General features: G+C 69.2%; 21 protein-coding genes and 1 pseudogene. 7 read left to right on the top strand and 15 right to left on the bottom strand.

Annotated features, from left to right (window positions below; genetic code table 11):
• Position 1: 1 nt before the first annotated feature.
• The 4 genes from cobN to AC5Y5B_RS22360 all read right to left on the bottom strand — a co-directional run bounded on the left by cobN (position 2) and on the right by AC5Y5B_RS22360 (position 6,019).
• Positions 2–3,577: a cobaltochelatase subunit CobN gene (gene cobN / locus AC5Y5B_RS22345; protein ID WP_500006627.1), complete on the bottom strand. Its 3,576-nt coding sequence runs from the start codon at positions 3,575–3,577 to the stop codon at positions 2–4.
• A 57-nt stretch (positions 3,578–3,634) separates the two neighbouring features.
• On the bottom strand, positions 3,635–4,309 hold the full coding sequence (locus AC5Y5B_RS22350; RefSeq protein ID WP_500006631.1) for an alpha/beta hydrolase: 675 nt from the start codon (positions 4,307–4,309) through the stop codon (positions 3,635–3,637).
• Between the two features lie 127 nt (positions 4,310–4,436).
• Entirely contained in the window at positions 4,437–5,192 is a 756-nt protein-coding gene (locus tag AC5Y5B_RS22355; RefSeq protein ID WP_500006633.1) for an ABC transporter ATP-binding protein, read from the bottom strand.
• Positions 5,193–5,203: 11 nt separating this feature from the next.
• Positions 5,204–6,019, bottom strand: coding sequence for an ABC transporter permease (locus AC5Y5B_RS22360; protein ID WP_500006635.1), 816 nt, complete (start codon positions 6,017–6,019; stop codon positions 5,204–5,206).
• A 99-nt stretch (positions 6,020–6,118) separates the two neighbouring features.
• On the opposite strand from AC5Y5B_RS22360, the gene cobG reads away from it, so the two are divergent.
• Genes cobG through AC5Y5B_RS22375 form a run of 3 tightly spaced genes read left to right on the top strand, consistent with a single transcriptional unit; the run spans position 6,119 to position 9,360 of the window.
• On the top strand, positions 6,119–7,213 hold the full coding sequence (gene cobG, locus AC5Y5B_RS22365; protein ID WP_500006639.1) for a precorrin-3B synthase: 1,095 nt from the start codon (positions 6,119–6,121) through the stop codon (positions 7,211–7,213).
• A 45-nt stretch (positions 7,214–7,258) separates the two neighbouring features.
• On the top strand, positions 7,259–7,885 hold the full coding sequence (locus AC5Y5B_RS22370) for a precorrin-8X methylmutase (protein WP_112635099.1): 627 nt from the start codon (positions 7,259–7,261) through the stop codon (positions 7,883–7,885).
• Positions 7,882–9,360, top strand: a complete 1,479-nt coding sequence (locus AC5Y5B_RS22375) for a precorrin-2 C(20)-methyltransferase (RefSeq protein ID WP_500006642.1) — start codon at positions 7,882–7,884, stop codon at positions 9,358–9,360. The genes AC5Y5B_RS22370 and AC5Y5B_RS22375 overlap by 4 nt, the downstream gene beginning before the upstream one ends.
• A 9-nt stretch (positions 9,361–9,369) precedes the next feature.
• Here AC5Y5B_RS22375 and AC5Y5B_RS22380 read toward each other — a convergent pair whose 3' ends face one another.
• Positions 9,370–11,019, bottom strand: coding sequence for a PPE domain-containing protein (locus tag AC5Y5B_RS22380; RefSeq protein ID WP_289176292.1), 1,650 nt, complete (start codon positions 11,017–11,019; stop codon positions 9,370–9,372).
• A 176-nt stretch (positions 11,020–11,195) separates the two neighbouring features.
• Here AC5Y5B_RS22380 and AC5Y5B_RS22385 point away from each other — a divergent pair.
• Together AC5Y5B_RS22385 and sigC are read left to right on the top strand one after the other, a co-directional pair.
• Positions 11,196–11,888, top strand: a pseudogene (locus AC5Y5B_RS22385) (DUF2275 domain-containing protein); the annotation flags it as partial.
• A gap of 114 nt (positions 11,889–12,002) precedes the next feature.
• On the top strand, positions 12,003–12,557 hold the full coding sequence (gene sigC, locus AC5Y5B_RS22390; RefSeq protein WP_240631829.1) for an RNA polymerase sigma factor SigC: 555 nt from the start codon (positions 12,003–12,005) through the stop codon (positions 12,555–12,557).
• Here sigC and AC5Y5B_RS22395 read toward each other — a convergent pair.
• Genes AC5Y5B_RS22395 through AC5Y5B_RS22410 form a run of 4 tightly spaced genes read right to left on the bottom strand, consistent with a single transcriptional unit; the run spans position 12,546 to position 15,988 of the window.
• Complete coding sequence (locus AC5Y5B_RS22395) at positions 12,546–13,274, bottom strand: cobalt-precorrin-6A reductase (protein ID WP_500006647.1); 729 nt, start codon at positions 13,272–13,274, stop codon at positions 12,546–12,548. The genes sigC and AC5Y5B_RS22395 overlap by 12 nt on opposite strands.
• Positions 13,274–14,029: a precorrin-4 C(11)-methyltransferase gene (cobM, locus tag AC5Y5B_RS22400; protein ID WP_500006650.1), complete on the bottom strand. Its 756-nt coding sequence runs from the start codon at positions 14,027–14,029 to the stop codon at positions 13,274–13,276. Before cobM ends, AC5Y5B_RS22395 begins: the two co-directional genes overlap by 1 nt.
• A complete protein-coding gene (gene cbiE / locus AC5Y5B_RS22405) occupies positions 14,026–15,192 on the bottom strand; it encodes a precorrin-6y C5,15-methyltransferase (decarboxylating) subunit CbiE (RefSeq protein WP_112634556.1) in 1,167 nt (388 codons plus the stop codon). Before cbiE ends, cobM begins: the two co-directional genes overlap by 4 nt.
• 46 nt (positions 15,193–15,238) lie before the next feature.
• Entirely contained in the window at positions 15,239–15,988 is a 750-nt protein-coding gene (locus AC5Y5B_RS22410) for an SDR family NAD(P)-dependent oxidoreductase (protein WP_500006653.1), read from the bottom strand.
• A 35-nt stretch (positions 15,989–16,023) separates the two neighbouring features.
• On the opposite strand from AC5Y5B_RS22410, the gene AC5Y5B_RS22415 reads away from it, so the two are divergent.
• Positions 16,024–16,434 carry a F420-dependent biliverdin reductase gene (locus AC5Y5B_RS22415; protein WP_112634554.1) on the top strand — a complete coding sequence of 137 codons (411 nt, stop codon included), beginning with the start codon at positions 16,024–16,026 and terminating at the stop codon, positions 16,432–16,434.
• A gap of 39 nt (positions 16,435–16,473) precedes the next feature.
• On the opposite strand, the gene AC5Y5B_RS22420 is transcribed toward AC5Y5B_RS22415, so the two are convergent.
• From AC5Y5B_RS22420 to AC5Y5B_RS22440, 5 genes are all read right to left on the bottom strand, one after another.
• On the bottom strand, positions 16,474–17,025 hold the full coding sequence (locus tag AC5Y5B_RS22420; protein WP_500006656.1) for a TNT antitoxin family protein: 552 nt from the start codon (positions 17,023–17,025) through the stop codon (positions 16,474–16,476).
• Positions 17,026–17,149: 124 nt separating this feature from the next.
• Positions 17,150–17,674, bottom strand: coding sequence for a TNT antitoxin family protein (locus tag AC5Y5B_RS22425; RefSeq protein ID WP_500006658.1), 525 nt, complete (start codon positions 17,672–17,674; stop codon positions 17,150–17,152).
• A complete protein-coding gene (locus AC5Y5B_RS22430) occupies positions 17,671–20,766 on the bottom strand; it encodes a glycohydrolase toxin TNT-related protein (RefSeq protein ID WP_500006660.1) in 3,096 nt (1,031 codons plus the stop codon). Before AC5Y5B_RS22430 ends, AC5Y5B_RS22425 begins: the two co-directional genes overlap by 4 nt.
• Positions 20,767–20,855: 89 nt before the next feature.
• On the bottom strand, positions 20,856–23,132 hold the full coding sequence (locus tag AC5Y5B_RS22435; protein WP_500006662.1) for an alpha/beta hydrolase-fold protein: 2,277 nt from the start codon (positions 23,130–23,132) through the stop codon (positions 20,856–20,858).
• A 36-nt stretch (positions 23,133–23,168) separates the two neighbouring features.
• Positions 23,169–24,296: a M24 family metallopeptidase gene (locus AC5Y5B_RS22440; RefSeq protein WP_500006664.1), complete on the bottom strand. Its 1,128-nt coding sequence runs from the start codon at positions 24,294–24,296 to the stop codon at positions 23,169–23,171.
• 60 nt (positions 24,297–24,356) lie between these two features.
• Between AC5Y5B_RS22440 and AC5Y5B_RS22445 the strand changes: the two genes are divergently transcribed.
• Positions 24,357–25,319 carry a 5'-3' exonuclease gene (locus tag AC5Y5B_RS22445; RefSeq protein ID WP_500006666.1) on the top strand — a complete coding sequence of 321 codons (963 nt, stop codon included), beginning with the start codon at positions 24,357–24,359 and terminating at the stop codon, positions 25,317–25,319.
• Between the two features lie 12 nt (positions 25,320–25,331).
• On the opposite strand, the gene AC5Y5B_RS22450 is transcribed toward AC5Y5B_RS22445, so the two are convergent.
• Positions 25,332–26,099 (bottom strand): DUF4333 domain-containing protein, encoded by a 768-nt coding sequence (locus AC5Y5B_RS22450; protein ID WP_112634550.1) that lies wholly within the window; start codon positions 26,097–26,099, stop codon positions 25,332–25,334.
• Positions 26,100–26,166 lie beyond the last annotated feature (67 nt).

Below are 26,166 nucleotides of genomic sequence, written 5' to 3' on the forward strand. Positions count from 1 at the left end.
TTCAGCCTTCCAGATCGCCCTCGGTGTCCAGCAGCGCCTGCCGCAACCCGTCCAGGGTTTCCGGCTGCGGCGCCGCCCACATGCCACGCCCGGCCGCCTCCAGCAGCCGCTCGGCCATGCCGTGCAGCGCCCAGGGATTCGACTCCGACATGAACTTGCGGTTCTCCGGGTCCAGCACGTAGCGCTCGGTGAGTTGTTCGTACATCCAGTCGGCCATCACCCCGGCGGTGGCGTCGTAGCCGAACAGGTAGTCCACGGTTGCCGCCATCTCGAACGCGCCCTTGTATCCGTGCCGTCGCATCGCCGCCATCCAGCGCGGATTGACCACTCGCGCCCGGAACACCCGGGTGGTCTCCTCCGACAGGGTCCGGGTGCGGATCGCGTCGGGGCGGGTGTTGTCGCCGACGTAGGCGGCCGGCGCCTGTCCGGTCAGCGCGCGCACGGTGGCGACCATGCCGCCGTGGTACTGGAAGTAGTCGTCGGAGTCGGCGATGTCGTGTTCGCGGGTGTCGGTGTTCTTGGCGGCCACCGCGATCCGCCGGTACTGGCGGTTCATGTCGTCGACGGCCTCGCGGCCGTCCAGGTCGCGGCCGTAGGCGAAACCGCCCCACGCGGTGTACACCGCGGCCAGGTCGGCGTCGTCCCGCCAGTTGCGGCTGTCGATGAGCTGCAGCAGCCCGGCGCCGTAGGTGCCCGGCTTGGATCCGAAAATCCTTGTGGTGGCGCGCCGCTGGTCGCCGTGCTGGGCCAGGTCGGCTTGAGCGTGCGCGCGCACGTAGTTATCCGCCGCGGGCTCGTCGAGGGCGGCGACCAGCCGTACCGCGTCATCGAGCATCGTCACGACGTGCGGGAAGGCGTCCCGGAAGAAACCCGAGATGCGCACCGTCACGTCGATGCGCGGGCGGCCCAGCTCGGACAGCGAAATCGGCGCCAGGTCGACGACGCGCCGCGACGCGTCGTCCCACACCGGCCGAACACCCAGCAGGGCAAGGACTTCGGCGATGTCGTCGCCGGCGGTGCGCATGGCCGAGGTGCCCCACACCGACAGCCCGACCGACTGCGGCCATCGCCCGTGGTCGTCGCGGTACCGGGTGAGCAACGAATCAGCCAGCGCCACACCGGCTTCCCAGGCCAGCCGGGACGGCACCGCCTTGGGGTCGACGGAGTAGAAGTTGCGGCCGGTGGGCAACACGTTGACCAGTCCGCGCAGCGGTGAGCCCGACGGGCCGGCCGGGATGAACCGCCCGTCCAGGGCGCGCAACACCTGCTCGATTTCGGCGGCCGTGCCGGCCAGCCGAGGCACCACCTCGGTGGCCGCGAAGCGCAGCACCGCGGCGATGTCGGCATTGTCGGTAATCCGTTCGACCGCCTCGGCGTCCCAGCCCTTCGCCTGCAGCGTGGCGACGAGTTCGCGGGCCGCGGCCTCGGTTCGATCGACCGCCGTCCGGTCGTCGGTGCCGTCCTCGGCCAGGCCGAGGGCTTGGCGCAATCCGGGCAGGGTGTGCTCGCCGCCGAACAGCTGGCGCGCCCGCAGGATCGCCAGCACCAGGTCCAGTTCGGCCTCCCCCGTGGGCTTTTGCCCCAGGATGTGCAGGCCGTCGCGAATCTGGACATCCTTGATCTCGCACAGCCAGCCATCGACGTGCAGCAGCATGTCGTCGAACGAGTCTTCCTCGGGCCGTTCGGTCAGGCCCAGGTCGTGGTCCATCTTCGCGGCGCGCATCAGCGTCCAGATCTGCTGGCGGATGGCGGGCAGCTTGCCGGGATCCAGCGCGGCGACGTTGGCGTGCTCGTCGAGCAGCTGCTCCAAACGCGCGATGTCGCCGTAGGATTCGGCGCGCGCCATCGGCGGAATGAGGTGGTCGACCAGGACGGCATGCGCGCGCCGTTTGGCCTGGGTTCCCTCGCCGGGGTCGTTGACCAAAAACGGGTAGATCATCGGCAGGTTGCCCAGCGCCGCGTCGGGCCCGCACGCCGCCGACATGCCCAGCGTCTTGCCGGGCAACCATTCCAGATTGCCGTGCTTGCCCAGGTGCACCACCGCGTGTGACCCGAAGCCCGCGTCCAGCCAGTGGTAGGCGGCCAGGTAGTGGTGGCTGGGCGGCAGGTCGGGGTCGTGGTAGATGGCGACGGGGTTTTCCCCGAAACCGCGGGGCGGCTGCACCATCAGCACCAGGTTGTCCGATTGCATTGCGGCGATGACGATTTCGCCGTCGGGGTCGTTGCTGCGGTCCACGAAGAGTTTCCCCGGCGGCGGGCCCCAATGTTGGGAAACGGCATCGGTGAATTCGGGGGGCAGGGTCGCAAACCATGCGCGGTAGTCCTTGGCGGACACCCGGATCGGGTTTCCGGCCAGCTGCCCTTCGGTGAGCCAATCGGGGTCCTGTCCGCCCCGCTCGATCAGCGCGTGGATCAGGGCGTCACCGTCGTTGGCCTCGACGCCGGGCAGCTCACCCGCCCGGTAGCCGTGCTCGCGCATCGCCTGCAGCAACGCGACGGCGCTCGCCGGCGTGTCCAACCCCACCGCGTTACCGATCCGGGCGTGCTTGGTCGGATAGGCCGAGAACACCAGGGCCACCCGCTTATCGGCCGGGGCGACGTGGCGCAGCTGCGCGTGGCGCACCGCCAGCCCCGCGACGCGGGCGCAGCGTTCCGCGTCGGCGACATAGGAGATCAGCCCGTCTTCGTCAATCTCCTTGAACGAGAACGGCACCGTGATGATGCGGCCGTCGAACTCGGGCACCGCGACCTGGCTGGCCACGTCGAGCGGGCTCAGGCCGTCATCGTTCTCGCGCCACGCGGCGCGCGGGCTGGTCAGGCACAACCCCTGCAGGATCGGGATATCCAGGGCGGCAAGGTGTTCGACGTTCCAGCTGTCGTCATCGCCGCCGGCGGACACCGTGGCCGGCTTCAGTCCCCCGGCCGCCAGCACGGTGACCACCATGGCGTCGGCGGCCGCCAACCGTTGCAGCAGTTCGGGTTCGGCGGTGCGCAGCGACGCGCAGTAGATCGGCATCGGGTGCGCGCCGGCGTCCTCGATGGCCCGGCAGAGCGCCTCGACGTAGCCGGTGTTGCCGGCCAGGTGTTGCGCGCGGTAGTACAGCACGGCGATCGTCGGGCCGTCGGCCTCTACCGCGTTCGGGCGGGGCAGCTCGCCCCACGTCGGCGTCACGACCGGCGGGGTGAACCCGAAGCCGGTCATCAGCACCGTGTCGGACAGGAAGGCGTGCAACTGGCGCAGGTTGTCGACGCCGCCGTGGGCCAGATAGATGTGCGCCTGCACCGCGATGCCGGCCGCGAGCGTGGACAGGCCGGTCAGCTCGGCGTCGGCGGCCTGCTCACCGCTGACCAGGACGGTGGGCACCCCGCTGGCGATCACCGTGTCGATACCGCTCTGCCAGGCGCGGTAGCCGCCGAGGATGCGCACCACCACGATGGCGACATCGGCCAGCAGGTCGGGCAGTTCCTCGTCGGACAGCCGAGACGGGTTGGCCCACCGATAGTTTTTCCCGCTGGAACGGGCGCTGATCAGGTCCGTATCGGAGGTCGACAGCAGCAGGATGGTCGGCTCAGCCACCCATCATTCGTACCGCAACGGGGGGCGCCCGCCCCTATTGGGCCGCGACCGCACCGCTCAACCGGCCAGCATCGCCGCAATCCGGTCGGCAACCTGTTGGGCCACGATCCGGGCCGGTCCGTCCTTGGCCGGTTCGTAGCGGTCCGCGAGGGCGTCGTAGTCGGCACCCGCGATCGAACCGTGATCGGCCGCCAGCTCAACCATTTCCACCGGCCAGCCGACGCGCTCCAGGCGGGCGGCGAAGTCTCTGCTCGCGTCGACCGGCACGACGTCGTCGCCGACACCGTGCAGCAGCGTGAACGGCGACCCGATCTGCGCGCCGTCCAGGCCCTCGGTCAGCGGCGCACCGAAGATCGGATCGGGGACCATGAAAGCCCCGGCGAGGCAAACCGTGTGCGCGGGAGCGAAGTCGAGCTGCCCCGCGTGCAGCGTCACGCCCGCCGCGGCGGCACCGCCCATCGACCACCCGACGAGCAGGATGCGCTCGGCTTGGGTGGCGAGGTTGCGGGCGAACTCCAGCGACGCCAACAGGTCCGCGCGTCCGCCGTCGTCGGCATGGGAGTTCCAGTCGGGTGCGACCACCACGGCGGCGCGGCCGGCCAGCATCCCAGCCAGCGGGCCGACGGCCGCGCGGGCATCGGTTTGCGCCCCGTGCCATAGCAGGATGGTGGATGGCGCGGGCTCACCGAAGACATCGGCCAGCCGGCCTGGGGCATATTCCACCGTCCTCACGGGCACGAGGATGCCCGTACTGGCACGTGTTCAATCCTCGGGGTCAGGCGGCGAAACCTTGACGCAGTGCCTTATAAAAGGCCGGGGCCCCGAGACTGGCGGTGCGCGAAACACACTCGCGATTCGCTCAAAGCCGCACACCGAGGCGATCCAGCAGCTCCGCGCGGTGCTGTTCGGTGTGGGGTCCGGGGTCACCGGGCGCGCGGCGCGGCTCGTCGATGGCCAGCGCGTGGATGACGCGGCCTTCCTCGAGCACTAGCACGCGATCGGCCAGTGCCACCGCTTCGTCGACGTCATGGGTGATCAGCAGCACCCCGAACCCGTGCCGGCGCCACAGCTGCAGCAGCAGTGTGTGCATGGTCAACCGGGTCAGCGCGTCCAGTGCGCCGAACGGTTCGTCGAGCAGCAGCAGACGCGGTTCGGCCACCAGCGCGCGGGCCAGCGAAACACGTTGCGCCTGACCACCGGACAGTGTCAGCGGCCACGCGCCGGCGTGGTCGGCCAGCCCGACGTCGGCCAGCGCCCGCTCGGCGCGCTCCCGGACCCGCCGCCGCGGGAGGCGGCTGCGGGTCAGGCCGTAGCCGACGTTGGCGCGCACGTCGCGCCACGGAAAAAGCCGCGGTTCCTGAAACGCCAGCGCCGGGGCCCCGGACACCGCGCGTTGTCCGCCGTGGTCGCGTGAGAGACCGGCCAGCACCCGCAGCACCGTCGATTTGCCCGAGCCGCTGCGCCCGAGCAGGGCGACGATCTCGCCGCTGTGCACGCGCACGGAAACGTCGTTGAGCACCCGCCGGTTTCCATACCACTTGTCGACGTGGCACAGCTCGCCGGCGACGTCGGTCCGGGCGCCGGTGAGGGCGTCCGACTCGGCGAAGAGAGTCACGCCTGGACCTTTCACTGTCGGTAGCGCAGGGTGTGACGCTCGATGAGCCGGACGACCGCATCGGTGAGGATGCCGAGCAGGGCGTAGATGGTCAGCCCGAAGATGATGATGTCGATCCGCAGGAAATCGCGGGCATTGTTGATCAGGAAGCCGACTCCCTTGTCGGCGTTGATCTGCTCGGCGACGATCAACGTCAACCACGCGGTGGCCAGCGACTGCCGCAAGCCGACGAGCACCTGCGGCGCGGCGCTGGGCGCGAGGATGCGGGTTAACCGCTGAGTAAACGAAAAGCCCAGCACCTGAGCGGTTTCCAGCATCTTGGGGTCGACCTGGCGGATCGCCGAAAAGGTGTTGAGGTACAGCGGGAAGACCACGCCCATTGCGACGAGCAACACCTTGGGCAGCTCGCCGATCCCGAACCAGAGGATGAACAGCGGGATCAGCCCCAGGTGCGGCAGCGCCCGGATCATCTGCATGGGTGGGTCCACCGTCGATTCGACCCAGCGGGACAGGCCGTCCGCCGCACCCGCCACGACGCCGATGACCCCGCCCAGCACCAGCCCCTCGACGACGCGGACGGTGGAGATGTGCAGCGCGTCGCCGAGCTGGCCGTTGCGGGTCACCTCCACGCCGGCCTCGAGAATCAACGAGGGGGCCGGCAGCACGTCGGCGGGAATGACGCCGATCGCGCTGCCCAGCTCCCACAGCGCCAACAACGCCAGCGGCGACACGACGCGCACGATCTCCCATTTGCGGCGCGCCCATAGCCCGCCCGCCCCACCGGCCGGCCTGCTCGGCGCAGCATCGAGCGCGGTGGCAATGCTCATCGTGCCGACGCTAGGGCGCGGTCGGGTGCGGGTAAGGGTTTAGGTCTGGCTGAAGGCAATCCCGGCCGGCGCGCGACGCGGGGGCCGTACCGTGGACGGGTGGCCAGGACGCGCGACACCGACGCATGCCCGGGTGCGCTGCAGGTGCACCAGGCGGCCGACGGCGCGCTGGCCCGGATCCGGCTGCCCGGCGGCATGATCACCGCCGCCCAGCTGGCCGCGCTGGCGGCCGTCTCCACCCAGTGGGGGTTGGGAACGCTCGAGCTGACCGCCCGGGGCAATGTGCAGTTGCGCGGGCTGACCCACGTGACCGCCGTCGGCGACGCGGTCGCTGGCGCGGGGCTGTTGCCGTCGACGACGCACGAGCGGGTCCGCAACATCGTGGCCTCACCGCTGTCGGGGCGATCCGGCGGCCCCCTCGACGTGCGGGGCTGGGTCGGCGAGCTCGACGCCGCGATCTGCGGCGCGCCCAGGCTCGCGGAGCTGGGCGGGCGTTTCTGGTTCGGCCTGGACGACGGGCGCGGCGACGTCTCGGGGCTGCGCGCCGACGTCGGCGTGCACGCGTGTCCCGATGGCTGCACGTTGCTGCTGGCTGGGCGCGACACCGGTGTCCGGTTGGCGGCCGACGAGGTGGTCGAGACGCTCGTCGCGCTCGCGACGCGGTTCGTCGACATCCGCGGAACCGCTTGGCGCGTCCAGGAATTGGGCGACGTGCGGCGGCTGCTGCCCGGTGCCGAACCGCGCGCCATTTCCTTCCCCGCGGTCACCAGGGCGCCGGTGGGCTGGATCGGCCAAGACGACGGCCGGGTGACCCTGGGCGCCGCGGTGCCGCTGGGGGTGCTCCCGGCGCGCGTCGCGGAGTACCTGGCGGCCATCGAGGCGCCGCTGGTGATCACGCCGTGGCGCTCGGTGCTGGTGTGCGATCTGTCCGAAGAGGTGGCCGACGTCGCGCTGCGCGTCCTGGCGCCGCTGGGGCTGGTGTTCGACGAGAACTCCCCCTGGCTGACCGTCAGCGCCTGCACCGGCAGCCCGGGCTGCGCACGCTCGGCCGCCGACGTGCGGGCCGACGCCGCGCGGTCGCTGGACCCCGATTCGACGGTGCACCGTCACTTCGTCGGCTGCGACCGGGCGTGCGGCAGTCCGCTCGCCGGTGAGGTGCTGGTGGCCACCCCGCAGGGATACCGGCGCCTGTAGCCGGGTGCGGCGGGTCGTCACCGGCGAGAGCCTTAAGGTGGGCGGGTGCTCGACTACATCCGCGACGCGGCGGAGATCTATCGTCAGTCGTTCGCGACGATCCGCGCCGAAGCCGATCTGGCGCGATTCCCCGCCGACGTGGCGCAGGTGGTGGTCCGGCTGATTCACACCTGCGGGCAGGTCGACGTGGCCGAGCACGTCGCGTTCACCGACGATGTCGTGTCGCGAGGGCGTGCCGCGCTGCGCAGGGGCGCTCCCATCCTGTGCGATTCGTCGATGGTGGCCGCCGGAATCACCAGAGCACGGCTGCCCGCGGGCAACAAGGTCGTGTCACTGGTGGCTGATCCGCGGACGCCGCAGCTGGCCGCACGCCGGGGCATCACCCGTTCGGCGGCGGGGGTGGAGCTGCTGGCCGACGAGCTGGCCGGCGCGGTCCTGGCGATCGGCAATGCACCTACCGCGTTGTTCCGGCTGCTCGAACTGATCGACGAGGGAGCCCCGGCCCCGGCTGCGGTGCTGGGCGGCCCGGTGGGTTTCGTCGGGTCGGCGCAGTCCAAGCAGGAGCTCATCGACAACCCCCGCGGGACGTCGTATCTGGTGGTGCGGGGCCGCCGGGGCGGCAGTGCCATGGCGGCCGCCGCCGTCAACGCGATCGCGAGCGACCGCGAGTGACCAGCCGGGGCACGCTCTGGGGCGTCGGGCTCGGGCCCGGTGACCCGGAATTGGTGACCGTCAAGGCCGCCCGGGTGATCGGTGATGCCGACGTGGTGGCCTACCACAGCGCCCGGCACGGCCGCAGCATCGCGCGCGGCATCGCCGAACCGTACCTGCGGCCCGGTCAGATCGAAGAGCACCTGGTCTATCCCGTCACCACCGAGACGACCGACCATCCCGGCGGCTATGCCGGTGCGATCGAGGACTTCTACGTCGAGGCCAGCGAACGCATCGCCGCTCACCTCGACGCCGGGCGCAACGTGGCCCTGCTGGCCGAGGGCGATCCGCTGTTCTACAGCTCCTACATGCATCTGCACACCCGGCTCACGGAACGGTTCGACGCGGTCATCGTGCCGGGCGTGACGTCGGTGAGCGCCGCCTCGGCGGCCATCGCGACGCCGTTGGTGGCCGGCGACGAGGTGTTGTCGGTGTTGCCGGGCACCCTGCCGGTCGAAGAGCTGACCCGCCGCCTCGCCGACGCCGACGCCGCCGTCGTGCTCAAGCTCGGGCGTTCGTATCATGCTGTGCGGGAAGCGCTTTCGGCGACCGGAAAACTTGACGACGCGTTCTATGTGGAGCGGGCCAGCACCGCCACGCAACGCATACTGCCCGCCGCCGACGTGGACGAGGCCGGCGTCCCCTACTTCTCGCTGGCCATGCTGCCGGGCGGGCAACGGGGACGGCGCATGCCCGCCGCGGGCAGCGTCACGGTGGTGGGCCTGGGTCCCGGGGACATGGACTGGATGACCCCGCAGACCCGGCGTGAGCTGGCCGCGGCGACCGACCTGATCGGGTACGGCGGCTACCTGAACCGCGTCCCGATCCGCGACTACCAGCAGCGTCACCCCAGCGACAACCGCGACGAACCCGAGCGGGCCCGGCTGGCCTGCGCGCTGGCCGAGGAGGGACGCGCGGTGGCCGTGGTGTCGTCGGGTGACCCGGGCGTGTTCGCGATGGCCACCGCGGTGCTGGAGGAGGCCAAGGAATGGCCGGGCGTGCAGGTGCGGGTGATTCCGGCGATGACAGCGGCCCAGGCCGTCGCCAGCCGCGTCGGCGCGCCCTTGGGACACGACTACGCGGTGATCTCGCTGTCCGACCGCCTCAAGCCGTGGGAGGTGATCTCCGCGCGCCTGCAGGCCGCGGCGGCCGCCGACCTGGTGCTGGCGATCTACAACCCGGCTTCCAAGACGCGAACCTGGCAGGTGGGCGCGATGCGCGACGTACTGCTAGCCCACCGCGAACCCGGAACCCCGGTGGTGGTCGGCCGCAACGTGTCCGGCCCCGACGAAGACGTCCGCGTGGTCAGGCTGGCCGACCTCGAGCCCAGCGAGATCGACATGCGCTGCCTGCTGATCGTCGGGTCGTCCCAAACCCAGTGGTACTCACACGATTCCACCGACCGGGTCTTCACCCCCCGGCGCTACCAGCGCTGAAACGGCCGTTTAGTCGCGGTCCCAGGTGCTCGGCATCATCGGCACCGTGGGGCCCTCGCTCAACCCGTCGCGGGTCAGCGTCGCCAACCCGGTGGCTTGCGCCGCATCGGATTTGGCTGCGGCACCGGCGAATCCGAGCGGTCCCGCACTCTCCTCGGAGGGACGCGCGGCGTACGGGTCTTCGGCGTCACCGGCCGGAGTCGTCGCGTCGTCGGCGTCCATGAATTCGTAGCGGTAGGCGCGCTCGGTGGCGGTGCCGCCGCGGCGCCGGCGGGCCCGCGCCTTCTTCTTGGCCGCGGCGCCCGCGGCCGCGGCGGCGGGCGCGTCGAGGTCGTCGGACGACGGTTCCTCGGACTTGCGCCGGGACCGGCTGCTCGCGCTGCCGCGCGCCGACAGACCCGAAAGCCCCACGGCGTAAAGGGCATTAAATGCGTTCGCCCCGATTCCGTCGGTCGCCGTGGGACCGAAGCCGACGCCGGGCCCGCCACCGACCGGTCCGCCGCCCGCCGATCCGGCGACGGTCGTCGCGGGCGCGGTGGACGGTGTGGGCACGTGGCTCACGCTCGCGGGCGCGGTGGCGATCGTCGGGGTCGGGGCCACCACCGGTGCGGGCGCCGCGGCGACCGCCGGCAAGGGCGCGGGCGTCGCGAGCGGGAGGGCGACGCTGATCGCGGTGACCGCCGCGGCCGCCCCGCCCGCCGCGGCCGCGCCGATCGCGGCCACGACGACCGGCGCCAGCACCACCGCCATCTGGATCGCGAGCTGAATGAACGGCCAGAAGATCATCAGGGTGTGGAAGATGGCCCAGCCCAGCGCGCTCGACAGCGCCGGCGACAGCCCCAACTGCCCGAAGAACGAGGCGAGGCTGTTGACCCACGGCGCCGGCGGGAAGGGCCACCCACCGGGGTTGAGGTCCTTGGACACCGGCCACGCGAAGTTCTGGGTGTACTGCTGCAGCCATTGGGTGAGCTGGTCCATCCACGACGGGTAGGTCTGCGTCGTGGCCTGCTGCTGGGCGCTCGAGGTGTCGGCGTTGTTGAGGTTGGAGCCCGAAGCCGCGGCCGGCGCCACGGCGGCCGCCTGCACCGCCTCGACGCCGGCGGTGCCGGCCTCGGCGCCCGGTACGACGATCGTCGGCGCGGGCGTCGTCGCCGGGACCGCCGCCAGCGCGGATTCGCTGACGGCCTGATAGGTGGTCATCGTGGTGGCGGCCTGCACCCACATGCGCGCGTAGTCGGCCTCGTTGACCGCGATCGGAATGGTGTTGATTCCGAAGAAGTTCGTGGCGACCAGCGCACCGTGCACCGCGTGGTTGGCCGCGAGCTCGCCCAGCGTCGGCATGGCGGCCAGCGCGGTGGTGTAGGCGGTGGCCGCGGTCTCGTGCAGGGCCGCGGCCGTGGTGCTCTTGGCCGCGCTCTCCAGCAGCCAGGCCTGGTAGGGGGCGTGTGCCGCCACGTACTGGTCCGCGCTCGGGCCTTCCCACGAACCCGCCTGCGCCGCGCCCAAAACTCCGCTGAGCTCGGCCGCCGCGGTCGCGTAGTCGGTGCTCAGCGTCGACCATGCCGTGGCGGCGGCCAACAGCGGCGCGGGGCCGGGGCCGCTGCTGAGCAGCGTCGAGTGCACTTCGGGCGGAAACGCGATCCAGATCGGGGCGGTCATCGTCGGGGGCCTTCAGGCAAGAACACGAATACCTCTTCGGTGCATCTCGTGGGTGGGCTGGCGATGCGTACGACCAGAGGTCGGTTGTCGGCGCCGTTTAGTTCCCCCCGATTTCGTTCGGGGGCCAAATGGGGCGAGTCTTTGCGCGGGGCCGGGCCATGCGCAACGATGCAGGGATGCGGTGTGAGATTGCGCGCGAAGCGCTGTCGGCTCGATTGGACGGCGAGCGTCCCCAGGTGCTCGCGCAGCAAGTCGATGCCCATCTCGAATCGTGCCGCAGCTGCCGCTCGTGGTTGATCGGGGCGGCGGTGCAGACGCGCCGGCTGGCGTCGGTGACGCCCGGCGAGGGACCCGACCTGGTCGACAAGATCATGGCAAGCATCGGCGAACAGGCCACCGGCCATCAGGCCCGGATGCGGTGGCTGCGGTCGCACTACCGGCGCTGGGGTCTGATCGCCGTCGGCCTGTTCCAGGTGGCGATCGCCGCCGCCCAAATCAGCGGGATCGATTTCGGCATGGTGGCCGGTCATATGCACGGCGCGATGTCCGGTGAGCACCTGATGCACGAGTCCACGGCCTGGCTGCTGGCGTTGGGTCTGGCGATGATCGCGGCCGGTGTCTGGCCCGCCTCGGCCTCGGGGGTGGCCGCCATCACCGGTGTCTATTCCGTTGCGCTGCTGGGTTATGTCATCGTCGACGCCTTCGACGGCGAGGTGACCGCCACCCGCATCGCCAGCCACATGCCGCCGCTGTTGGGCTTGGCGTTCGCGTTGCTGGTGGCGCGGGAGCGGGTGGGTTCGCACCGGCGGCGCGGCTCGGATGCGTCGGACGACGCCGAGTTTGCCGCCTGGGCGGCGGACTCACCCGGTGGTCGGCGACGGGGGCATCTGCGGCCCATCAACCATGCGGCCCTCCACCCCACCGCGTCGTCTACGACGGGCCGTCGTAGAATCGGAAAACTCGCACAACAAAGGTGGTTGGGCATGATCGCGCCGAGCGATGACGAGGCCGTAACGGAGCTCGCGTTGTCAGCCGCGCGCGGAAACGCGCGAGCGCTCGAGGCGTTCATCAAAGCCACCCAGCAAGACGTGTGGCGGTTCGTCGCCTACCTGTCGGATGCGGGCAGCGCCGACGACCTGACTCAGGAGACGTTCCTGCGCGCCATCGGGGCCATCGAGCGGTTCTCCGGGCGTTCGAGCGCCCGGACCTGGCTGCTCTCGATCGCGCGCCGCGTGGTCGCCGACCACATTCGCCACCTCCAGGCGCGGCCCCGTGCCGCCCTGGGCACCGATCCCGAGCATGTGGTGCGCGGGGACCGGCACGCCCGCGGGTTCGAGGACTTGGTCGAGGTGACGACGATGATCGCCAACCTCAACGCCGAACAGCGGGAAGCGCTTTTGCTCACCCAACTGCTCGGCCTGCCCTACGCCGATGCCGCCGCGGTATGCGGCTGCCCGGTGGGCACCATCCGCTCCCGCGTGGCGCGGGCCCGCGACGCGCTGCTGGCCGATGGCGAGCGCGGCCACCTAACCGGCTAGCGCGCCAACCCATTCGGCGGCCTCGGCCACCGAGCCGACGGTCAACACGCCGGGCGGTAGCGGCGGGCGCGCCACCATCACCACCGCAACGTTGAGCGCCGCTGCGGCATCCAGTTTCGCGCGGGTCATGTCCCCGCCGCTGTTCTTGGTAACCAGCGCGTCTATGCCATGGTCACGCAGCAGCGCGACTTCGTCGTCGTAGCCATACGGTCCACGGGAGAGCAGCACCCGGTGCCGACGGGGCAGACTGGATGGATCGGGTTCGGTGACCGCCCGGATCAGAAACCATGCGTCGCTGGCGGCGAAGGCCCGCACACCCGAGCGCCCGGTGGTGAGGAACACCCTCGAATAGCCTTGCCGCGCAACGGCTTCAGCGGCCTCGGCGTCGGATTCGACGACGACAGCGGTGCCCGGATCCCAGGCGGGGCGCGCCAGGATCAGATGAGGAATCCGCGATTCGGCGCAAGCGGCGGCGGCATGTGCCGTCATGGTGGCCGCGAACGGGTGGGTGGCGTCGACGACAGCGTCGATGCGTTCGTCGTGCAGCCAGCGCCGTAACCCGTCGACGCCACCGAAGCCCCCGATGCGCACGGGACCGACCGGCAGGGCCGGGTCGGGCACCCGGCCGGCCAGGGAGCTGACGATGTCGATGCGCGGGTGCAACTCTTTCGCCAATGCGCGCGCCTCGCCCGTGCCGCCGAGCAGCAGGACCCGCATCAGTGCCGGCTCCCCCGCGACCGTCCGGACGAGTACAGGTAGCTATCGGTGAATCCCCCGGCGGTCAGCGCATCACCGACGACGATGACGGCCGTCTTGGTGATGCCGGCACGGTGCATCTCTTCGCCGATGTCGGAGAGCCTGCCGCGCAGCACCACCTGCTGAGGCCAGCTGGCGAAAGCCACGACGGCTGCGGGTGTTTCGGCGCGGTAGCCGCCTTCGAGCAGTTGCGGAACGATGGCGTCGATTTGGGCGGCGGCCAGATGCAGGACCAGGGTCGCACCGGACTGGGACAGCGTTTTCAGGTCTTCGCCGGGCGGCATGGCCGTCGACAGGGTCGCCACCCGGGTCAGAGTCACCGTCTGCGCCACCCCGGGAACGGTGAGCTCACGCTTCAGCGCGGCCGCGGCGGCGGCGAAAGCCGGTACGCCGGGCACGATTTCGTAGCCGATGCCCAGGGCGTCGAGCCGGCGGCACTGCTCGGCCAGCGCGCTGTACAGCGACGGGTCACCGGAATGCAGCCGCGCCACATCGTGGCCCGCGGCGTGCGCCTCCGCGAGCTCGGCGATGATCTGCTCCAGCGTCAGTGGGCCGGTGTCAACAACTTTCGCGTCGGGCGGGCACAGCGCGAGCAGGTCGTCGGGCATGATCGACCCGGCGTACAGGCACACCGGGCAGGAGCGCAGGAGCCGTTCGCCGCGCACGGTGATGAGGTCGGCGGCGCCCGGCCCGGCCCCGATGAAATACACGGTCACTTGGTCACCACCCACTGGGTGACCGGATACTGCGGGCGCCAGCCGGTGAAGGCGCCCAGCGGCTCGCCGTGATAGTGCTGGAAGCGTCGCAGGTGGCCCCCCAGGCGTTGATGTGCGTGCACCAGAACGGCTTCCGATTCGGTGGTGACCACATTGACGACGAGCCGGCCGCCGGCGGGCAGGTGGTCCAGGCATGCGTCGAGCAGACCGGGCTGAGTCAGCCCGCCGCCGATGAAGATCGCCGACGGCGGCTCGGCGCCGACGAACGCGTCGGGGGCCTCACCACGCACCTCGATGTCGACGCCGAAGGCCTCGGCATTGAGTTCGAGATTGTGCCGACGCCGCTCGTCGCACTCGAATACCACTGCGCTGCAACCGCGCCCACTCAGGCACCACTCGACGCTGATGCTGCCGGAGCCGGCGCCGACGTCCCACAACCGCTCCCCCGGCCGCGGCGCCAGGGCTGCCAGCGTCACCGCGCGGATTCCCTGCTTGGTGATCTGCCCGTCGTGGGTGAACGCGTCGTCGGGCAGGGGTGAGACGCGGTCGTCGGGCAGGTAACGCACGGCGATCACGTTGAGGTCGTCGAGGTCACCGTCGCCGCCCCAGTCGCGGGCGGTGGTGTCGCGGCGGTGCTCGTGCGGGCCGCCGAGGCGTTCGAGGACGGTGAATTCGGAGTCGCCGCGGCCGTGTGCGGTGAGCAGTGCGGCGAGTGCGTTTGGGGTGGAGTGGTTTTGCGACAGCACGATTGCCTGGCCGCCGCGGCGCACCGCGGTGCGCGGCGGCGCGGTGACCAGACTGATCACCTCGGTGTCGTGGACGTTCCAGCCCATCCGCGCGCACGCCAGCGTCACCGAGGACACGTGCGGCAGCACCCTGACGTGGTCGCGGCCGTGCAGGCGGATCAGGGTGCCGCCGATGCCGTGCAGCAGCGGATCACCGCTGGCCACTACGTGGACGTCGCCCGTGTGCCCGTCGAGCAAGGCTTGCAGCGCGGGCAGCATCGGCGACGGCCATTGCCGTCGCACCGCACGCACCGTGTCGTCGAGCAGGTCGAGTTGCCGCTTGGAGCCGTAAACTGTTGCAGCCCTTGTTAGTTCGGTGCGCGACGATTCGCTGAGTCCGGCCATGCCGTCGGCGCCGATGCCGACCACGATGATCATGAGTGCCGCTCCTCATCGCTTCGCTTTGCATCGTCGGCGGCGCGGATCATCGGGGCATCCTGCGCCACACGAACTGCGGCAGCAGGCGCATCACGGCCGCCGCCGGCCCCAGCGCCCACGGAATCCACACTGTGCGGCGGCCCTTCGCCAGCGCACGCGCGGTCGCGGCGGCCACCTGCGCCGGTGTGCTCGGCAGCGGTGCGGAGGTCATGCCCTCCGTCATGCGCCCGATGACGAATCCCGGCCGCGCGATCAGCAGCCGCACCCCGGTGCCGTGCAGCGCGTCGGCCAAACCGCTGGCGAACCCGTCCAGGCCGGCCTTGGCCGAGCCGTAGACGTAGTTGGCGCGGCGCACGCGTGCGCCGGCGATCGAGGAGAACACCACCAACCGGCCTTGGCCGGCCGTGCGCATGGCGGTGGCCAGGTGAGTGAGCAGGCTGACTTGGGCGAGGTAGTCGGTGTGCACGACGGCCACCGCGTGCGCGGCGTCGATTTCGGCGCGGGCCTGGTCGCCCAGGATTCCGAACGCCAACACCGCGGTACCGATGGGACCGTGCTCGGCGATGACGGAGGCGATCAGCGGGCCGTGCGAGGCCAGGTCGTCGGCGTCGAATTCTCGGGTGGCGACCGCCGTCGCGCCGGCGAGTTTGACCGCGTCGACCTGGTCAGCGAGTTGATCGGCGCGCCGGGCGGCCAGCACGACCGTCGCGCCCGGCGCCAGCAGCTGCGCCAGTTCGATCCCGATCTCGCTGCGGCCGCCCAGGATTAGTACTGGACCTGCGCCCGTGTCGTCCACGGCTGCGATTATGACCTGCGCTAGCGTGGGCGGTGATGGCGAATACCACTACCCGGCTTACCGACGACGCGTTGGCGTTCCTGTCGGAACGGCATTTGGCCATGCTGACCACGCTGCGAGCCGACAATTCGCCGCACGTCGTGGCGGTGGGATTCACCTTCGATCCCAAGACCCACATCGCGCGGGTCATCACCACCGGGGGTTCGCAGAAGGCCGTCAACGCCGATCGTGGCGGACTGGCCGTGCTCAGCCAGGTGGACGGCGCGCGGTGGCTGTCCCTGGAGGGCCGGTCTAAGGTCAACAACGACGCCGACGCGGTGCGCGACGCCGAGCTGCGATACGCCCAGCGCTATCGCACGCCGCGCCCCAACCCGCGACGCGTGGTCATCGAGGTTCAGATCGAGCGGGTGCTCGGGTCGTCGGGTCTTTTGGACCGGGGCGAGTAGGTTCTGCCGCAGGCTCGGTCTACGACGTTCGATTCAACATTATCGACGTTCGAAGAGAGGCTTTCCGTCCGAATCGACAACCGAGGCTTCAATTTGGTCAATCGTTGCCGTCATATAGAGGGCGAGTTTCTTAAGTTCTGCTGTAGCAGTTACTTTGTCAGCGCTACCGATAGCTAGCGTTGAGCCGTCAGAAGCAATTAGTGCAAAGCGCTCGACACCTTCATAGTCGCGTGTTTCGACTCTGAATTCGGAACCTATTCCGTTAGCAACGACTGGCACGCCAACTCGAGGCAGACCCCTCGCGCTGCGGATATACATGCCGAACCTTCCGAACAAGTACTTCTCGATTGTTTCGATGGATGAAGCTGCCAGAACGAAGTTTTCGGATTCCATTCGGTCGGAATCAGTAATCACTAACCAGCCGTCTGGTCGTCTTCCGATGAAGAGCCGGGTCTCGCCTAGAGCCGAACAAAAACTTGGCCGTCCGTCGGCCGTACTCGAACCAGGCGTGAGCATGTAGTCAGCGAATTTGGCCCACTGCTCAAGGCGTTGGGACACTTCTATGCCTTTAATCAATTCAATACGGCGCATTCCCCTAACGAAACTTCGGGCGCGGCAATCCTCCCAATGGTTGAATTCCGTCTGCTCAAGCAGAATCGAGCCTTTCCATTCGTTAGCTTTATCCGCTCGAATAATCGTCCTCCGCCTGGGCCAGTCATTCGATCTTATTCCACACATTAAACAGCGGCTTCCCGTCCGCAGCTTCGAAGGAGGCTTTGATGGCATCGACGGACGCATCCAAGTAATGTGATACCGCCACCAGCCGGTCAATCGCTGCGATCGCTACCGGGTGTCCGGAGCGATCGATAAGGGTGCTTCGTTCTCGACCGGCAAAAAACTGGTTATCGATCGTATAACCTGGACGCAATTCGTGACGCTCAAACGGTGCTCGGAGTAATGGCAAATCCTTACCGCGCACCGAGCCGCCAAAAGCCCCATAAAGATATCTTTCTATTACGGGCATTGACTTCCCGCCAAAACTAAAGCTCTCGGGCGCCATACGATCGGAAGAAGCAATGACATACCAATCACCAACCAAGTCTATAAAATAGCGCGTTTCTCCACTCTTGTTCCAGATGATCGTCCGTCCATCGTGGGTCTGCGAGCCTTGGATCGAGTCCAGCCCTGCTAGACGGATCCAGGCTTGCAAATCTGGGGTGAGATCCACGCTGCTCGTCACTGTCGCAATACTCCTATTCGTGTTAGTTCGTCAACGGGTCGTGCTTCGCCTGCATCGTCGAATATGCGAACTTGAATTGAGCCACCCGGCTGACCTACGCCGGGCCCCACCTCCGAAACCTCAATGCTCCACCCCTCAGGTAACTGCCCGAACGTGTAAGCGTTGTATGGATCGCGAAGGGAATTAACGTGAAGAGCCCGCTCTTCCCATGAAGCCGGCTGGCCGTCTTCCATAACGGCCAAATACTTGCCATCCGTCGTGCCGATTCGATCGAGCAGAGAACCATAATCTCGCATGTAGGACGCGGCATCCGTGTAAGCGACTCGCGTGTGCGGCACAGCGCCATGGTTGCCAGGAAAGTTCATCCAAGGTTGACCTTCGGGCCCTACGCTGTTGAATCGTTCTGCGTACTGCTCTGCGGTATAGGGATGCCCTTCGGGATCGCGACCGAACGGCGCTTCGGGATCATGAATGAGCTTGGCTACATCGCCCTGGATCTTAGAAGGGTCCACTGGGTCGTCGGTGAAATCCCAGTGATCGTCCAGCGGCTCCCCATAGTGGGGGTCCAGGTCCTCGTCCGGCAACCGATGCCATCCGTCTCCGGACGACTCGTGCGAATGGATGGGATCCTGCCGCTCGCCGCTGGGCGAGCTGTGGTGATCGTGCCCCGACGAGTCGTCACCGTCCGGACCTTTCCCGTCTGGCCGATCTCCAGGCGGACCGCCGTCGCCGTCTCCATCCGGTTTCACGCCATGCAGTGGTTCTCCCGGCGTATGTCCACCCGGCGTGCCGCCGTCGCCAGGCCCGTGCCAGCCACCGCCGGGCGTTGGTACTTCAGCCGGGTAACCGTTCGGGGGCGCGGCGTGCGGGGATGCGGGAGCTTCGGGGGCCGGTGAGTGGCCTTCGAAAGGTGCTGCGCCGCTGGGAGATCCGCCGGGTGATACTGGCGGCGAATGGTCAATCGGTTGCGGTAGTGACGATGGTAAGCGCTCACCGGCAGCGGTCGGCAGAGTAGCAGCGGGCGAACTGGCCGCTGGTGCCGAAGCCGGCTCGTGCGGTCCAGTCGACGGCTCGGCGACCGGTTCATGCGGGCCACCGGCAGGCGCGGACACCGGCTCGCGCGGCTCCTCCGCCGGCACTGCGGCGGGTTCGCGCGGGCCGTCGGACGGCACAGACGTCGGCTCGTGCGGACCCCCGGGAGCGCCCGGCGCAGCCGGCGCCGGCGGAGGCGCGGGCTCAGCGGCCGGTTCGTGCAGACCCCCCGGCCCACCCGGCGGAGGGACCGCAGCCGGCGCAGGCGCCGGGTCATGCAGACTACCCGGACCACCTGCCGTCGCAGCGGGAGCGGGCGCAGGCTCGTGCGGACCGACGGGACCACCCGGTGTCTCAGCAGGGACCGGCGACGAATTCGGTTGGTGCGGACCACCACTCGGGCCACCGGCTGGTGGCGGCGAATCACCGGCCGGACCCGCCTGCCCCGGCGATGTTGCCGCAGGCGTTGAACCCTGTGGTGCGCCCGGCGCGCCATCGGCCGGACGTGGGGCCGACTCGACCGGTGGCTCAATCGGCTTGCCGGGTGGCATTGCCACAGGAGTGCCACTTGCCGGAGGCTTGATTTCCGGCAAATCCTTCGTTACGCCTTCGAGCTTTTGGGGCAGCTCGGCGGTCGCCTTGCCAATGCCGGTCAGCTCACCGCGGGCACCCACGATGCCGCCAAGCCCTTCGCTCGTTTTTCCACCGGCGCGTTCAGCGGCGCCAGCGGCCCCCTCCTCGCCCGCCGCGCCCCGTGCGGCCGCGCCCGCGCCGTCGCCTGCCACGCCCGCCTCACCGAGGCCGGGCGATATCAACGTGCCAAGGTCGAACGCGACTTCACCAGCGCCTAATCCGGGCCGATCTCTGGTCCAATCCTCGGCATGCACAAGGCCTTTCAACTCCTGCAGCCTCGCGTGCGCGAATTCCTCGGGATGAAGGGGAGCGTTGAACAAACTCTCCTTCCACGCATTTTTCACCAGGCCGGTCCAGGTGGCGGCCGCACCTTGGGGGTCGACGACGATCCAATGCGGGCTCAGGTCGACCAGGCCTAACCCCATGTTGACCGCACCTTTGAGAACGCCCTCCTGGGCGTTTATCCCGAACTCGAATGCGGTCGCCACCGGATTGCCGACGTCTTCCCCCAGGAACGTGATGAGCCCGCGGCGCGCGTACTTCTCGCAGGTGACAATCTCGCGATCGGCCGCTTTCATGATCAGCCTGATCCCCTGCACGCAGGCGCGGGCCTCCTGCCCGAGATGGTGCAGTACATCGTTGATGTCCTTGGCGATTTTCTTGATCTCGTCCCACGCGTCACCGTCGATGATGAGCATGATGTCGTGACCGAGGTCGCCTAGAGATCCGAGCCGGTGCAACAGATCCCGTATTGCGTGCTGAGCGTGGTCAACCTTGTCCGCAAACGCGTCGATGGTAGTGGCCAGCTTGTCGCACTGGGCGCCGATAGTCGCTGCGGCAGAACCTATTTCTTTGAGAGCGTTATCGATCTTGTCGCCCTCAGGAAGGTGTTGAGTATCCAGCAGAGTCTTCGCCCCGTTGAGAGTCGCCTGCACCCCGTTGGCCGCCGCGGCGAAGCCGCGCCAACGAGAGGCGCCCGCATGCAGGCCCGGCACATCGCCGTCGGGCCACAACTCGAGGACGAGCGACTCGACGATCGCCCATAGCGTCGGTGGCGGCTCTCCGGGCCCCATCGTTCCCGGGGGTTTGGGAGCGGCGAGTTCAGCCGGTGGGGACGGCGCGGCCAAAATGCCGTCGCCGCCGCCCAGCGTCGAGGCCGCCTCGGCCTTCGAATAGTTCGAAGCGCCCTGCTGGATAAGAGCACCGCATTTCCCGCACGCATTCACCACAGCGGCCACTGCCTTCAGCAGCGACTCGGCGGCGTCCTGGTACGCCAGGCCGAACACCTCGCCGGCGCGATCTACGCCGGTGTGGGCCGAAAAACCTGCCACCAACACCGTCAGGCTCGCCGCCAGACCGCCGCCAGTGGCACCCACGGCACTACCCGCGGCGTACATCGCCTCCGGATCGACAGCCAAGGGAGCCACGAGCGGAATTTTCGCTCAGGTCCGCCCGTCGCCGCTATTCACCCAGGGATCGAATCGCCAAGCTAGCGACAATCACCTAGCGCCACAATTCACCGATCAACAGCCGCTGCGGTGGTCAACGTGATGCGGTGCCGCCCCGGCGACACTGCGAGCGTCGCCCCGGCCGGCTCACCATCGAGCTTCACGTCGACGCCGGCACCCACGCCACCGAGCGTGATCCGGGCGGCGACATCGGTGGACACCGTGATCGTCGACGTCGGCAACGCCGCCAATCCGGCACGCGCGAGATCGACCCGAAGGCTGGCAACTCCGGTGAGGCGCAACGTGACATACGGCATTGGGCCGACCGGCCGTCCCACCTGCCAATCCAGCTCGCTGTAGACCCCGGGCGTCGGCTCGAAGCCCGGAATGACGCCGCGATGGTGCCGCACGGTGTGCGTGGGGTCCGGGCGCGCGTACGACCGCGCGTCGACCTCGGCGACGGCTCCGCGTCGCGCTGTCACCTCGGGATCGGCGGCCAGCTCCGACAACCACCACACCTGGTGCGGCCCGATACCCAGATCGTCGCGCACCAGTTGCGGATACCAGGCGAACGTGATGTGCCCCGGATCGGCTTGGCGCAGAGCGGTTCCCATATGGGAGATCGGATCCTCGAACTTGTCCTGAAAGACCCAGGCGATGTGATCCTCGAGCGGGTAGACGCTGAACCGATGGCGGTAACCCAGCCGGTCGAGTTCCAACACCTGCTCGGCCGCCGAGGCGAACGGCACCAGTTCGTCGAGCAGCCCATGGGCGATGACGTACGGCAGCCACCGAGCATTCACCAGCAGCTTCCAGGTGTCGCCCTCGCGGGCACAGGGCGAGTGCGGGTCAAGGTCGGCGGGAATGTCGACGTGGGGCAGCAACCGCACCCCGCACGTCGGCGGCCCCGCCAGCACCACGGCTTGCGAGAACACCTGCGGATAGCTCAGTCCCAGCTTGTATGTCGCATACCCGCCCATCGAATAGCCCGAAATCACAGTGCGATTGGGGTCGGTGCCCAATTGTTCGGCAACTCGCGCCCATACTTCCCAGAAGTCGAGTTCGCCGGTGTCGAAGTACCAGGTGGACGGCCCCCGGGCCAGCGGCGTCACCACCGCCGAGTCCCGGCTCTCGCACACCTGGTGCAACAGGTGCGGGTCGATCGCGGCGAACTGGCTCTGCCCGAGTGACAGCGAGTGCAGCAGCATCGTCAGCGGCAGCGCGCGGCCCGGCGCGTAGCTCGACGGCAGGCTGATCGAATACGGCTGCACCCGACCGAGGAATTGCGGCTTGGTGCTCAAGATGTCGTTGGCGGCCCAACCCTGTTCCAGGCCCTGGCCGAGTTCGACCGACGAGACGTACCACCGGGTGGACGGGCCGGTGATCACCGGCTCGGGCGCGGTCTCGCGGGCCGCCAGCGCAGCCCACGACACCGTCAGCGCGAACTCGGAGATGTCACCGTGCGTCAGGGCGGCGGCCTGGGCGGCATCCGACCAGAAGTTCAGATGCACCGGCTCCTGCTCGTTGGTGCGGAAAGCCACGTTGTAGACGTTGGGTTGGCCGGGCAGCGCACCATGCAGGGCGGACACGTCGGCGAACCCGTCCCCCGTCGCGTTGGCCAGCCCCGCGGCGAGGCGGACCGTCCAGCTGCCCGCGGGTTCCGCCAGCGACCGCGGGACCTGCGCCACAAACGACCGCGACTGCATGTCGACGCTGTGCTCGACCGGCGTCCTGGCTTGGGTGGTCAGGTCGATCAGCGCGGCGCCGGTGCCCGAGACCAGCAGGGCCGTGTCGATGCCCTTCGCCCGCACGCCGGCTCCGGCGGGCCACTGGTCGTCCGCCGTGCGGGCGGGGTCGGTGTCGAAGGTGAACAGCGCGATCGGCACCGACGCGTCCACCAGGGTGTTCCAGTCGATCCGCCACCAGGTGTGGGTCTCGGTGAGCCCGATGGCCACGCGGAAGATGTCGGCGCCGTTGCCGGCCGCCGGGCCGTCGGGATAGACGTAGGTTCCGCGTGGCGGCGCCTGAATCTTCAGGTCGCCGATCGGCACACCCGTCGCGCCGTGGTCGTCGTAGAGGAAGTCGGTCCAGAACAGGGCCCCATCGGCCAGCCGACCGGCGCCGCAGGTGCGCGGGAACTCCTCGCCGAACGGCCACCCCGCCGGCGCGGGCAGCTTGGGCTCGGGGCGCCGCGCCGCCGGCGGCACACCCTCGGGCATCCCGTCGACCACGATCAGCTCGGCGGGCGGCGCCGGTGCGGGTACGGGTGCTTTGGGATGCAAGACCGCGTCGGCGACGTGGCGTGCGATGCGAATCGGAAGCAGCGGCAGATCCAGAATTGACATCACGGCCCAACCTACGCGGACCCGGTGACGCGTAGGTCAGGCCACCGGAACCACGATCAGTTCGTGCGGCCGGTTGTTGACGGCCAGAGCACCGTCGGGGGTGACGACGACGATGTCCTCGATGCGAGCGCCCCAACGGCCCGGGAAATAGATGCCCGGCTCGATCGAGAAGGCCATGCCCTCGGCCAGGGGCAGATCGTTTCCGGCGACGATGTAGGGCTCTTCGTGCACCGACAACCCGATGCCGTGCCCGGTGCGGTGCACGAAATGCTCGGCGAGCCCTTCGGCGGCCAGCACGTCGCGGGCGGCGGCGTCGACCTGCTCGGCCGTCACCCCGGGACGCACCGCGTCAAACGCCGCGCGCTGGGCGCGTTGCAGCACCGAATACTGTTGCGCAACTTCGGGATCCGGCTCGCCGATGCTATAGGTGCGCGTGGAGTCGGAGTTGTAACCCGGTTCGTACGCACCGCCGATGTCGACGACGACGACGTCGCCGATCTGCAGTTCGCGATCGGAATACCCGTGGTGTGGGTCGGCGCCGTGCGGCCCGGATCCGACGATGATGAACGCCACCTCCGAATGTCCTTCGGCCACAATGGCATCCGCGATGTCGGCGGCCACGTCGGCCTCGGTGCGACCCGGGACCAGAAACTGCGGCACCCTGGCATGCACCCGGTCGATGGCCGCGCCGGCCTTGCGAAGAGCGTCGACTTCGCATTCCTCCTTGACCATTCGCAGCGTGCGCAACACGTCGGTGGCCAGCACCGGCAGCACCCCGAGCACATTGGCCAGCGGCAGCAGGTGCAACGCCGGCATGGCATCGGTGACGGCCGTCGCGGCGGGGGCACCGCCCAGCGCGGAGCCCACCAGATCGTAGGGATTGTCGCCGTCGACCCAATCCCGCACCGCCAGGCCGAGTTCGGCGATGGCCGACCCCTTGAGCGAGGCCAGCTCGAGGCGCGGTACCACCACCGTCGGGTCGCCCGAGGCGGGCAACACCAGCGCGGTGAACCGTTCCAGGGTTTGTGCGCGCGACCCGAGCAGGTAGCGCAGGTCATACCCCGGTGTGATCACCAGCCCGGCCAGACCGGCGTCGGCGGCCGCCGTGGCGGCGATCACCAGTCGGCGTTCATACACTGCCGCGTCGAAGCGCTCAGACTCCATGGCAGCCAGGCTAATGCTCGAACGCGCGTCGCCGCGCGGCGACATGAGACCATAACCGGCATGCCCGCCCGATCGCCGCTGGTGCTGCTCGACGGCGCCAGCATGTGGTTCCGCTCGTATTTCGGGGTGCCGTCCTCGATCACCGCGCCCGACGGCCGGCCCGTCAACGCCGTTCGGGGATTCATCGACTCCATGGCCGTGGTGATCACCCAGCAGCGGCCCGCCCGGCTGGCCGTTTGCCTGGACCTCGATTGGCGTCCCCAGTTCCGGGTGGACCTGGTCCCGTCCTACAAGGCCCACCGCGTGGCGGTGGAGGATCCAGACGACGAGCCGGACGTCGAGGAGGTCCCCGACGACCTGACGCCCCAGATCGACATGATCGCCGAACTCCTTGACGCGTACGGGATTCCGACAGCCGGCGCGCAGGGCTACGAGGCCGACGACGTGCTGGGCACCCTGGCCGCGCGGGAACGCGAGGACCCGGTGGTGGTGGTCAGCGGCGACCGCGACCTGCTGCAGGTGGTGTCGGACGATCCCGTCCCGGTGCGCGTCCTCTACCTCGGCCGCGGGCTGAGCAAAGCCACGTTGTTCGGGCCCGCCGAGGTGGCCGAACACTATGGCGTCCCGGTGGATCGCGCCGGCCCCGCCTACGCCGAACTCGCGCTGCTGCGCGGCGATCCGTCCGATGGCCTGCCCGGGGTGCCGGGTGTCGGGGAGAAGACCGCGGCGACGCTGCTGGCCCAGCACGGTTCGCTGGAGGGGATCCTGGCCGCCGCCCACGACCCGAAGTCGAAGATGGCCAAGGGCATCCGCACGAAACTGCTGGGGGCGCTCGACTACATCGAGGCTGCCGGCAAGGTGGTGCGGGTGGCCACCGACGCGCCGGTCACGTTCTCGACGGCCAGCGACGAATTACCGTTGGTCGCCGCCCATCCGCGGCGCACCGCGGAACTGGCGACGGAGCTGGGTGTCGGCTCGTCGATCGGCCGCCTGCAGAAAGCGCTGGACGCCCTGCCGAGCTGACCGACGCGGCGGCTACTGCGGCCGGCCGACCTCGTAGGTGCCCTTGTTGTCCTGGAAGGTCACCGTCACGTGCTTGGGCGCGCCGTCGATGCTGACGTCGCACTCGAATGTGGCGCCCTTCTTGACGGTGGGGTTCTGGCCGTGGTTGCACTTGACGTTCTGGACGTTCTTCGCGCCGTAGCCGTTGGTTTCGTCGCTGAGGACCTGCTGGACCCCGGCCTGGGCCTTGTTGACGTCCAGCTTGGTGGTGACGAAGAACCCGGGTTGCCAGAAGCCCAGCACCAAAATGACCGCGATCAGCAGGAACGCGATCGCGCCCCCCACGCCGGCGATGAGGCCGACGGGCCGCTTCTTCGCGGGCTGCTGCTCATAACCGGGGTACTGCTGCGGGTATTGGCCCGGCTGGCCGTACTGGCCGGGCTGGGGGTACTGACCCGGCTGGCCATACTGCCCCGGCTGCGGATATTGGCCGGGCTGGCCATACTGCCCCGGCTGGGCGTACTGCCCGGGCTGGCCGTACTGGCCCGGCTGACCGTAGGGCCCGGGTTGCGCGTAGCCCGGCTGCTGCTGCGGGTACTGCTGCGGGTACGCCTGTTCGGCCGGCTGCTGGTACTGCGGGTATTCGGCGGGCGGGGTGTAGGCCGGGGCCTGCCACGACGTCTCCTGGTTCGACTGCTCCTGCCAGGTGGGTGCCACCTGAGTCGGCTCTGACGAGTGATCGCTACCTTGACCTTGGCCGGGCGGCTGCCACTGCTGGTCCGATCCCTGCGGTCCGCTCATCTTTCTCCCTCAGCCCTTGTCTCTTTGGCGTGGTCTCTTTGGCGTGAACTATCGCCGCTTAACGGTA

The sequence above is a fragment of the Mycobacterium sp. NGS33 genome (genome assembly GCF_059812885.1).

Coding starts and splice junctions, on each gene's coding strand:
- AC5Y5B_RS22360 (WP_500006635.1), bottom strand. CDS start 6,019: ATGAGCATTGCCACCGCGCTCGATGCTGCGCCGAGCAGGCCGGCCGGT.
- AC5Y5B_RS22440 (WP_500006664.1), bottom strand. CDS start 24,296: ATGGAGTCTGAGCGCTTCGACGCGGCAGTGTATGAACGCCGACTGGTG.
- AC5Y5B_RS22445 (WP_500006666.1), top strand. CDS start 24,357: ATGCCCGCCCGATCGCCGCTGGTGCTGCTCGACGGCGCCAGCATGTGG.
- AC5Y5B_RS22450 (WP_112634550.1), bottom strand. CDS start 26,099: ATGAGCGGACCGCAGGGATCGGACCAGCAGTGGCAGCCGCCCGGCCAA.
- cbiE (WP_112634556.1), bottom strand. CDS start 15,192: ATGATCATCGTGGTCGGCATCGGCGCCGACGGCATGGCCGGACTCAGC.
- AC5Y5B_RS22435 (WP_500006662.1), bottom strand. CDS start 23,132: ATGTCAATTCTGGATCTGCCGCTGCTTCCGATTCGCATCGCACGCCAC.
- AC5Y5B_RS22420 (WP_500006656.1), bottom strand. CDS start 17,025: ATGCGCCGTATTGAATTGATTAAAGGCATAGAAGTGTCCCAACGCCTT.
- AC5Y5B_RS22415 (WP_112634554.1), top strand. CDS start 16,024: ATGGCGAATACCACTACCCGGCTTACCGACGACGCGTTGGCGTTCCTG.
- AC5Y5B_RS22395 (WP_500006647.1), bottom strand. CDS start 13,274: ATGCGGGTCCTGCTGCTCGGCGGCACGGGCGAGGCGCGCGCATTGGCG.
- AC5Y5B_RS22380 (WP_289176292.1), bottom strand. CDS start 11,019: ATGACCGCCCCGATCTGGATCGCGTTTCCGCCCGAAGTGCACTCGACG.
- sigC (WP_240631829.1), top strand. CDS start 12,003: ATGATCGCGCCGAGCGATGACGAGGCCGTAACGGAGCTCGCGTTGTCA.